This window comes from Streptomyces guryensis, assembly GCF_021261325.1.
GTDB classification, from domain to species: Bacteria; Actinomycetota; Actinomycetes; order Streptomycetales; family Streptomycetaceae; genus Streptomyces; species Streptomyces guryensis.
Genome location: NZ_JAJSBI010000009.1, coordinates 72,032 through 81,948, shown reverse-complemented (window position 1 = coordinate 81,948; position 9,917 = coordinate 72,032). Strand labels below are relative to the sequence as shown.

The 9,917-nt window shown below is 69.2% G+C and carries 8 protein-coding genes; 4 read left to right on the top strand and 4 right to left on the bottom strand.

The genetic code is table 11. From position 1 onward, the window contains the following. Nucleotides 1–46: 46 nt before the first annotated feature. The gene (locus LJ657_RS19490; protein ID WP_372487937.1) at nucleotides 47–1,702 is read left to right on the top strand and encodes a PucR family transcriptional regulator; all 1,656 of its coding nucleotides are present in this window, start codon (nucleotides 47–49) and stop codon (nucleotides 1,700–1,702) included. A 1,044-nt stretch (nucleotides 1,703–2,746) separates the two neighbouring features. On the opposite strand, the gene LJ657_RS19485 is transcribed toward LJ657_RS19490, so the two are convergent. The 4 genes from LJ657_RS19485 to LJ657_RS19470 form a co-directional block, all read right to left on the bottom strand. Then, on the bottom strand, nucleotides 2,747–3,694 hold the full coding sequence (locus LJ657_RS19485) for a nuclear transport factor 2 family protein (protein WP_232649921.1): 948 nt from the start codon (nucleotides 3,692–3,694) through the stop codon (nucleotides 2,747–2,749). A gap of 63 nt (nucleotides 3,695–3,757) precedes the next feature. Beyond that, the gene (locus tag LJ657_RS19480; protein ID WP_232649920.1) at nucleotides 3,758–4,477 is read right to left on the bottom strand and encodes a YceI family protein; all 720 of its coding nucleotides are present in this window, start codon (nucleotides 4,475–4,477) and stop codon (nucleotides 3,758–3,760) included. Between the two features lie 84 nt (nucleotides 4,478–4,561). Continuing rightward, nucleotides 4,562–5,377 (bottom strand): SDR family NAD(P)-dependent oxidoreductase, encoded by an 816-nt coding sequence (locus LJ657_RS19475; protein ID WP_232649919.1) that lies wholly within the window; start codon nucleotides 5,375–5,377, stop codon nucleotides 4,562–4,564. Between the two features lie 41 nt (nucleotides 5,378–5,418). Next, nucleotides 5,419–6,384, bottom strand: a complete 966-nt coding sequence (locus LJ657_RS19470) for an SDR family NAD(P)-dependent oxidoreductase (RefSeq protein WP_232649918.1) — start codon at nucleotides 6,382–6,384, stop codon at nucleotides 5,419–5,421. Nucleotides 6,385–6,489: 105 nt separating this feature from the next. Between LJ657_RS19470 and LJ657_RS19465 the strand changes: the two genes are divergently transcribed. The 3 genes from LJ657_RS19465 (at nucleotide 6,490) to LJ657_RS19450 (ending at nucleotide 9,902) form a co-directional block, all read left to right on the top strand. Next, nucleotides 6,490–7,065: a TetR/AcrR family transcriptional regulator gene (locus tag LJ657_RS19465; RefSeq protein ID WP_232649917.1), complete on the top strand. Its 576-nt coding sequence runs from the start codon at nucleotides 6,490–6,492 to the stop codon at nucleotides 7,063–7,065. A gap of 662 nt (nucleotides 7,066–7,727) precedes the next feature. Further along, nucleotides 7,728–8,534 (top strand): SGNH/GDSL hydrolase family protein, encoded by an 807-nt coding sequence (locus LJ657_RS19455; protein WP_232649916.1) that lies wholly within the window; start codon nucleotides 7,728–7,730, stop codon nucleotides 8,532–8,534. A gap of 69 nt (nucleotides 8,535–8,603) precedes the next feature. Next, nucleotides 8,604–9,902, top strand: coding sequence for a DUF3533 domain-containing protein (locus tag LJ657_RS19450; RefSeq protein ID WP_232649915.1), 1,299 nt, complete (start codon nucleotides 8,604–8,606; stop codon nucleotides 9,900–9,902). The last annotated feature ends 15 nt before the right edge of the window (nucleotides 9,903–9,917 follow it).

The following is a 9,917-nucleotide window of genomic DNA, read 5'->3' as shown; positions in this document are numbered from 1 at the left end:
CTCCCCTCCCGGCTTCGCTCGGGCGGGGCACCCCCATGGAGACACCGTGAACGACAGCCGTTCGACGGCACGACCGCCGGACCTGGACGGCCCGGACAGCACCCCTCCCGCCCGCGCCCTCACCGTCGCCGCCGTCCTGGCTCTGCCCGTCCTGGCCGCCGGCCGGCCTCAGGTCGTGACCGGCATGACCTTGCTCGACCGGCCGGTCCGCTGGGTCCACATCACCGAGCTGACGGATCCCGCCTCCTTCCTCAAGGGCGGCGAACTCGTCCTGACCACCGGCATGCCCCTGCCCGAGGAGTCCGCAGGCATCCAACGCTACGTCGAAGAACTCGCCCGCATCGGGGCGGCGGCCCTGGTCATCGAACTCGTACGGCGCTACCACCGCCCGCCCGACGCACTCGTCCACGCCTGCCGCACCCGCGGGCTGCCCCTGATCACCCTCGCCAAGGACGTCAACTTCCTCGAGGTCACCCAGGTCGTCCACGGCCTCATCCTCGGCAACCAGGCCGAGGCGATGCGCCGCACCCAGCGCGTCCACGAGGCGTTCACGACGCTGACCCTGCGCGGCGCCGGACCCGAGGACGTCATACGCGCGGCAGCCGAGATGAGCGGCCGCACGGTCGTCCTGGAAAATCTGGTCCACCAGGCACTGATCTGCGAACCCTCCGGCGCCACCCTGGAGGAAGCGCTCACCGACTGGGAGCAGCGCTCGAGAGCAACCCCGCCCGGCGACCGCACGAGCCGACGCGGCCCGGAAGGATGGCTCACGGCATCGGTCGAGTATCAAGGCGAACGTTGGGGCCGCGTGGCCATGCTGCCCGTCCCCACCACCGAACCGGCCTTCGGACCGGAGCACATCACCGTCCTGGAAAGGACGGCGATGGCCCTGACCGTCGCGCGCCTCACCCACCCAACCCCCTGGGAAAGCACAGCGCACCGCAACGCTCTGCGCGACCTCGTCGAGCAGCGCCACCGCTCCGCAGCGGACGCAGGCGCCCGGCTGGCCGCACTGGGCCTGCCCACCGAGAACAGCCGCTTCCTCACGGTCGTGGTGGACCTCCCCGCAAGAGACACCACAACTCAAGCCGAGGCCCGCCTCTCCCAAGTCCTGCACGCCTCGGGAATCCCGGCGCTCATCGGCGAACTGACCCCCGGCCGCCTGGGAGTACTGCTCGCCCTGAGCCCCTCACACCCCTGGGAACCCGCGGTCGAACGGCTGAGCCACGTGGCGCGCGACCTGTCCCCGCGGGCCGTCGTGAGCGTCGGCTTGGAGGTCGACCTCCTCACTGACACTCCCCGTTCCTTTCATCAGGCGAGCCGCGTGGCCGAGGCCACCCCGCCCGACCAGCCTCTCCCCCAGGGCCGCTCCTTCCACGAACTCCGCGATGTCGACCTGCGCCGCCTGCTGTACGCGCTCCGCGAGGACACCCGGATCCAGGAGTACGCCGAACGACGACTCGGTCGGCTCCTCGATCACGACGCCCGACACGGCACCGACCTGCTGACGACCCTCCGCCACTACCTCGACGTGGCCGGCAACAAAACCAGCGCCGCCCGCCGCGGCGGCCTGTCCCGCGAGACGTTCTACCAACGCCTGCGCACCATCGAGCGCCTGCTCGACTGCGACCTCGAATCCGGCGAACAGCGCACCGCATTGCACGTGGCCATGATGGCGCTGGACGTCTTGCGCACCGGGTGACCCTATGCCGCGCCTGCGGATGTTCCGTCGAGGAACCGCCGCGCCCTGCCCCGCAGATGCGATCGCAGACCGTGCCGCAAGGTCAGGTGCGGCGAGGCCGGCCGCTGTATCCGGTTGGTGGTCGCGACCTTGAACACCCCGAGCGCACACAGCACATCACCGCGCAGGCCGTTCCACGACCGCCTTGTTCACCTGGAGCTCGCCTTACAAGTGATCATCAGATGCAGCAAGAAGGCCCAGGTCGGTGACCTGGGCCTTCTTCGTGGAGCGGGTGACGAGTATCGAAGTCGCGCTCTCAGCCGGGAAGAGACGGCCCCTGGAGGGCCATGAGGTCGTTGACCCGCCTGTGTGACTCAGCGGCGGCCTCGCGAGAGCGGGTTCCGCACCGCCGTTGACCGTCGTCGTCCGCTCACAGGGATCTTGGGACCATTGGCGACGTCTTCTGCACGATCCAAGGGGTTATTTCATATTTCTCTGACACTTCTCAAATAAATCTCTGAGGGCGCTGAAATATCGACCCGGCGGGTCCGTCGTGGCTGCAGCGAGGGGTAAGCCATGACGCCCGACGCACAGGCAACGTTGGGCGCCCTCACCCACGGAGCCGACGATTTAAAGAAAAGTCAGGCAGTTGCCGGAGGGCGTTGGCAGCGGGGGCCGAGTCGACGGCAGCCCGCTGGTCGGGAGGGCGTGGAGGCCGCGCGGCAAGGTGCTTGCCGGCTTTCCGCGCGACCTCCCGCCGAACCGGGCATGACGGTTTCCCGGCCATCCGGCCCTCCAGCGATACTGCGTGAATGGATTGGCAGGCCGTTTGAGCGGATTCGGTCATGGCAGATATCACAGGCCACAACGGTCTTGCGACGCCGGTGTGACATTACGCGCGCCCGGCCGCAGGCCGCCATCCGGCATGCGCGAGGTCGGCGAGAGCACGGACATGCCGCACACGTTGCCCTTGTCTCCACAGATACCGCACCTTTCCGCCAGGAGTCTCGCTATGAAGTCCTTGTGTGGATACTCCACCCGGACCGGCTGACTGGCGGAATGGGCTCAGAACATGGTGTTGTCGTTGAGGGGAGGGGTCGACGGCACGTCCTGGACGGAGTCCCAGTGTTCGAGGATCTTGCCGTTCTTGCCGACGCGGAAGATGTCCACGACGGCCTGGCCGCGGTCCTCGGGGTTGAGGCGGTAGTGAGCGTGGATCGCCACGAGGTCGCCTTGGGCGATGACGCGCTTGCGTTCCACGATCAGGTTCGGGAACTGCCGGAAGAAGTTGGTGAACTGCTCGCGCAGGCCGGCCGAGCCGTTGGGGATGGTCGGGTTGTGCTGGTAGTACTCCGGCGTCAAGTACCTGACCGCGTCGGGGTTCTTGTCGACGAGGAGTGTGTCGAAGTAGGCGGTGGCCACCTTCTGGCTGAAGGGGGTCATCCAGCGGGGGCCGGGCTGGTTCGTGCGCGGCCGGCTGACCGTGCCGAACATGTCGTTGCCGTTGACGGTGGTCGCCGGTACCTCCTGGACCACGTCCCAGTGCTCGGCGATCATGCCCTTCTTGTCGAAGCGGAAGATGTCGACCACGGACGAACCGCGGGTGCCGGGCTCGTAGACCGGGTTGGAGTGGACCATGACCAGGTCGCCCTGGGCGATGACCCGCTTGACGTTGTACACGTGGTCCGGGAACCGCGCGTGCCAGTCGCGGATGAAGTTCTTGATGGCCTCCCGGCCGTCGGGGGCCATCGGGTTGTGCTGGATGTAGTCCGCACGGATGTACTGGTCGGCGACCTTGAGGTTGCCCTCTTCGAAGAGCTGCCTGAGTACGCGGACGGCGACGCGCTTGTTGCGCTCCTCGGCGTGGGGCTTCGCCTGCCGGGAGTCCGCGTCGGTCAGGGAGGAGACGGGAGCGGACGCCGTGGCGGCGGGCACGAATCCGGCCATGGATCCGATGGTCGCCGTGGCCAGCAGAGTGGCAACGGTCCTCCTGGACAGGTGGGTCTTGCTCATGACGGTCTTCTCCAATACAGGTGCGATGAGCGATGCGTTACGTGGTGGTTGTGGGCGGCGGAATCACGCGGGGCTGAAGGCGAGGAGGAACTCGACGGTCCCCTCGTCCTCGACGGCGATCCCGCCGAAGTTCGGTGCGTCGATGCCGTGTTCGGCGAAGGTGACGGGAATCGAGCCGTTCACGCGGAAGCCGTCGGCGGTGCGCTGGGCGATGAGGTCGAACGTGACGGAATTGGTCTCGCCATGGATGGTCAGATCCCCCGTGGCCTCGCCGGTGACCTGTTCGTTCACGTCCGGCACCGAGCCGAAGTCAACGGGCTCGGTGAGCTCGAAGACGGCGTTCGGGTACCGCTCGGTGTTCATGATCGGGCCGCGGAACTGGCTGTCGCGTTGGTCGGAGTCGCTCCGCACCGAGGCCAGGTCGACGGTGAAGCTCCCGCCGACAGCCCGGGCGCCCTCGATCTCCAGCTCCCCGGTCACCTCTTCGGTACGGCCCACGGCCGTGACGTTCTGGCCGAAGAGCACCTCGTCGACGCGGTAGCCGGCCTGCGAGCCGCTGCCCACCCGCCACCCGCCCTCGACGCCCTCCCCGGCCTGCTCGCCGGATCCGGAGCCGGAGGTGCTCGCCGGCGTGGCCGGTGGACTGTCGAGTGAAAGCGCGGCTGGTGGGTCGTCCTGGATGTAGTTGATGTAGACGTACGGGCCTCCGACGCCCACGAGGGCGGCGGTGGCAACGCCGACGATCAGCCAGCGCTTCCAGCGTGTGGGTCTGGTGCGTGCCATTGATTCCTCCGAGAGGCAGATGGCCAGATCTTGAAAGTTCAAGCATTGGCCCAGAAAATACCCTGGGCCATGAATGCCATGGGGTCAGCCGTGGGCTGCGAGGGGGACGTGCTCCCACTCGGCCCAGGTGGCCGGCTTGCGCGCGTAGTGGTCCTTGGCCGGCTGGAGCGACGGCCTGCCGAAGAACACCCGCAGTGGCGGGTTCTCGGCATCAACCATCGTCAGCAGGGCGGGACCGACGGCCTTCGGATCGCCCAGGTCGGACAGGTCCAGGCCCTCGGCCAGGGCCTGGCGGACTCCGTCGTAGAGCGGGTCGGGCTCGGAGTTGACCGCGGAGGCGCCGGGCCAGTCGGTGGCATAGGGGCCGGGCTCGACCAGGGTGACCTTGATGTTCTGCCCGGCGACCTCGGCGGCCAGGGCCTCGGACAGCCCCTCCACCGCCCACTTGGAGGCGGCGTAGACACCGAGGCTCGGGAAGGAGAGCACGCCGCCGACGGAGGAGACCTGGACGATGTGGCCGCCGCCCTGGGTGCGCAGCAGCGGCAGCGCGGCCTGGGTGACCCAGAGCACGCCGAAGAAGTTCGTTTCCATCTGGTCGCCCGCCTCCGCCTCGGTCAGCTCCTCGACCATGCCGAAGTGGCCGTAGCCCGCGTTGTTGACGACGACATCCAGTCGGCCGAAGTGCGCGTGGGCCTTGTGGACCGCGTCGAACGCGGCGGTCTTGTCGGTGACGTCCAGGGGCAGTGCGAGCAACTGCTCGCCGTGGGCGATCGCGAGGTCCATCAGGGCCTCCGTGTTCCGTGCGGTCGCGGCGACCTTGTCTCCGCGATCCAGCGCGGCTTCGACGAACGAGCGGCCGAAGCCGCGGGACGAGCCGGTGACGAACCAGGTCCTGGACACGAGAACCTTCCAGTCGAAAGGGGAGTTGATGGAATGGGGGGTCAGGCCAGGAGCTGCTCGGAGACCTGCCACAGGAGCACGGCCGCCTCCGGGTCCACGGCGTGCGCGGCGACCCCGGTGTTGGTGCCGGGCCGGTGCGGTCCGGCCTCGTCGCAGTCCTCGAAGTACCGGCCGGTGACGCCGTCGACCACGGGCGACGCGGCCAGCAGCACCGAGGTCGCGGCCCCCTGCTCCACCGTCTTGAGGGACAGCTCGGGCGGCTGCGTTCCCTCGCCGATCAGGGCCTGCAGGTGGGCCCCGAACTGCGCCATCTCGGCGTCCCCGATATGACGCATCAGGTTGGTCCGGATCCCGCCGGGCATCAGCGCGTTGACCGCGATCCCGTCGTCGGACCAGCGCCGGGCGGCCTCGACCGCGAACAGCACGTTGGCCGTCTTGGACTGCCCGTAGGCGAGCCACGGGTCGTACGGCCGCTCGGTGAAGTGGAGGTCGTCGAAGACGACGGGTGAGAAGAGGTGTCCGCTGGAGCTCACCGACACCACGCGCGCACCGCCGGCCGCCGCGAGAGCGCCGTGCAGCCCGGTGGCGAGGGCGAAGTGCCCCAGGTGGTTGGTGGCGAACTGCAGCTCCCAGCCCCGCGGCGTCCGGGTCTCCGGAGTCGCCATCACGCCCGCGTTGTTGACGAGGATGTGCAGCGGCCCTTCCCACGCGGTCACGAACGCTTCGACGGACGCCGGATCGGTCAGATCCAGGGAGGCGACCGTCACGCCCTCGGAGCCGGTGGTGACCTTGATGTCCTCCACGGTGTGGCGCCCGGCGGCCGTGTCCCGCACGGCGAGGACGACCTGCGCGCCGGCCCCGGCGAGCGCCCGGGCGGTCTCCACACCGATACCGGAGGCGGCTCCGGTGACGACGGCGCGGCGGCCGGTGAGATCCGTGCCCGCGATGACGTCGGCGGCCGTGGATCCGGCGTGGAAGGGGGTGGTGATGCGTGTGCTCGTGGTCATGTCGGCACGTGCTCCCGGTTTGGTACGATCAAAAATCGGAGGCTCCTCCGCTTTGCTTGAACTTTAAACGGAGGAGCCTCCGATTGTCCAGGAGGAAGGAATGCTGTGACCGGCACCACACGCGGACTGCGTGCCGACGCGCGCCGCAATCGGCAACGCCTGCTCGACGTGGCCGTACGCGCCTTCTCCGAGCGGGGCACGGACGCGTCGCTCGAGGCCATCGCCAAAGAGGCCGGTGTGGGCATCGGCACGCTGTACCGGCACTTCCCCACCCGGGAGGCCCTGCTGGAGGCCGCATACCGCAACGAGGTCGCGCGGGTCTGCGACAGCGCCGAGGAACTGCTGGCGCAATACCCGCCCGACCAGGCGATGCGGGTCTGGATGGACCGGTTCATCGACTACCTGGCCACCAAGCAGGGCATGGCGGACGCGCTGAAGGCCGTCATCGCCTCCGGTGACTCGGACCCGTTCGCCGAGAGCCTGGACCGGATCAGCACGGCCATCAGCACGCTGCTGAAGGCCGGGGCCGAGGCGGGCGTCCTGCGCTCCGACGTCGACCCTCTCGACGTCGGCTTCAGCCTCGGCGGCATCCTGCTGATCACCACCGACAAGGGGCTGCGCGACCGCGCGGGCCGCATGCTCGATCTGCTCCTCGACGGACTCCGCCACCGCGCCGTCTGAACTGGAGACCGCCTGCGACTGGGCGTACACATCACCTGTTTCGACCACCCCGACGGCCCGGCCGCCCTCGGACCCGAGCCGGCCGCGGCGGGTGCGGCCGCGGAGGAGGCCGGCATCAGCCGGCTCTCCGTCATGGACCACTAGTTCCAGATGGAGGCGTACGGCCTCACCGCGACGGAGCCCATGCTGGAGGGCTACACCACCCTCGGCCCTCTCGCACTCCGCCCCCGGCTCTTGAGACCCGGAGATGAGCCGGGGGCATGGCGGCCTGGCAGTAGGCATTGCCGCCCGGGCCGTGGACGCCACCGTTGAAGGTCACCCGGTACGGGCGGTTCGGCGCGAAACGGCGGGCGGTGGTGAAGCCGACCGCGTCCTCGTTGTGCATGCCGTTGATGACCCGGACGCTCAGGTGCCGGCGCAGACCGTGGTCGGTGCTCAGGCCTGAAGAGGGAATGGGCGGTGAGGGCGGCGCGGGACCAAGGCGGTGGACTGCGGCGGTGGAGCGCCCTCGACGGCCTCAGCTCCTGCCTGAGCGCCGTCACTTTGCAGGAAGGTGAGCCCGCAGCTATCCTTATACTCAACAATGCGACTAGGTGCCTAGTTGTTTAGCGATGGCCGTGTGCCACTTCCATCAGCAGCGTTGACGAGAGGCGGTCGGCCCCGTGTCGAGCAGTGGGTATCTGCGCTATGTCGCCCTGGGCGACAGTCACACCGAGGGGCTCGGAGACGGCGACGACGTCCGTGGTCTTCGGGGCTGGGCCGACCGGCTCGCCGAGCAGGTCGCCCGCCACAGCCCCGGCCTGCTCTACGCCAACCTCGCGGTGCGCGGCCGTAAGGCCGGTCAGGTGCGCGCCGAGCAGCTGGCTCCGGCTCTCGCGATGCGGCCCGACCTCGCCACCGTGGTGGCCGGGGTCAACGACGTGCTGCGCCCGGGCTGTGACCTCGACGAGGTGGCCGGCCATGTCGAGGCGATGTTCGCCGCCCTCACCGCGCAGGGCGCCACCGTCGCGACCCTCATGTTTCCCGATGTCGGGCGTATCACGCCGTTGGCCCGCCCGATCGGTCACCGTGTTCTCGCACTCAACGCACGCATCCGGGAGGCCGCCGGCCGCCATGGCGTGGTGGTGGCGGAGACGGCCGCGCACGCGGCGGCGACCGATCCTCGGTTGTGGAGTGCTGACCGGCTGCACGCCGGCCCCCTGGGACACGCGCGCATCGCGGCTGCCGTGGCCCAGGCGCTCGGTCTGCCGGACAGCGACGACACATGGACCCTCCCCCTTCCGGCCGAGAGGACAGGCATCTCCGGCTGGAGGACCGTGGGTGCCGAACTGCGCTGGGCCGGCACCTTCCTCGGCCCCTGGGTCGGCCGCCGCCTGCGTGGCCGCTCCTCCGGCGACGGCCGCCAGGCCAAGCGGCCGGCCCTGCTTCCGGTGGCCGCGCCCACCGGGGACACCTCCTCAGCCGTATGAGGATCCGCCCGCGACGACGCCGGCGGATCCTCCTGCCGCACTTCTCTCTTCCTCGTACCGGAGCTGGAAATGAGTAACGCCCACCCCTTCCGCGTCCTGCGCGCGAAGCGTCTGTGGACCGTCAACGGCGTCATCGTGGGCTTCGTGGCACTGCTGTTCACGGTGTTCTACGTCGGCGCCAACATCGACCCTGCCGGTCACCTGCACAAGCTGCCCGTCGGCCTGGTCAGCGCCGATGAGGGGTCGAAGGTCGGCGGCAAGCAGACCGACCTCGGTGCACAGATCACCCAGTCGATCAAGAAGTCGTCCCAGGGCGGAGACAGGATCGACTGGAAGCTGATGGACGAGGAGGAGATGAAGGAGGAACTGGGCAAGGGCAAGCTGTTCGGCGCGCTCGTCGTGCCCCGCGACTTCACCGCCACTGTCGCCGCCCTCACCGGCCCCGGAGTGGCCGGCAAGCCCGTCCGCCCGACACTCACCGTGCTGACCAACCAGTCCGCCGGCAGCGTGGGGTCGAGCATGGCGCGGCAGGCCACGACAACGGCCGCGCAGTCGGCCTCCGCGCAGGTGGGTGAACAGCTGACCGCTCAGGCCGAGGCCGCGCAGGCCCAGCTGCCCGCTGCCGCGCGCCTGCTGCTGGCCGACCCGGCCGTAGTGCAGATCGAGGACGGGCATCCGCTCGACTCGCACAGCGGCCTCGGTCTGAGTGCCTTCTACTACTCCCTCGTCCTCGTCGTCTGCGGCATGCTCGCCGCCAACGTCATCAGCGGCCAGGTGGACCACGCCCTCGGCTACACCCACAGCGACATGGGCCCGCTGCGGGTCCACAACCCGCTGCTGCGCGCGACTCGGGTCCAGACCCTGGCCATCAGCAGCACGCTCATGATCGTTCTGTCCCTGCTCATGGGCAGCCTGGCCCTGGCCGGTGCGGTGGGCATCATGGGCATGGACGCCTCTCACCTGCCCCTGTTGTGGCTCTTCTCCGTGTGCACGATCGCGGTTGTCGGCATCGGCGGGCTCGGACTGCTCGCTGTGTTCGGCACGCCGGGGATGCTGTTCATCACGATCTTCTACATCGCCATGGCGGTACCGACGTCCGGCGCCACGGTCCCTCTCCAAGCGCTCCCCGGTTTCTACCGCGTCCTCGGCGAGTTCGAGCCCCTGCGCCAGATCACGGGCGCCGTCCGCTCGATCCTCTACTACGACGCCCAGGCCGACGCGGGTCTGACCCGGGGCTGGGTGATGCTGGGCGTGGGACTCGCGGTCGCCGGCCTCTTCGGCTTCGGCGTGACCCGGTTCTACGACCGCAAGGGACTCCATCGCATTCCCGCCGACGAGGAACCGCGGCCGCTCCTCGCCCGGGCATAGTCCGACGACCGGTGA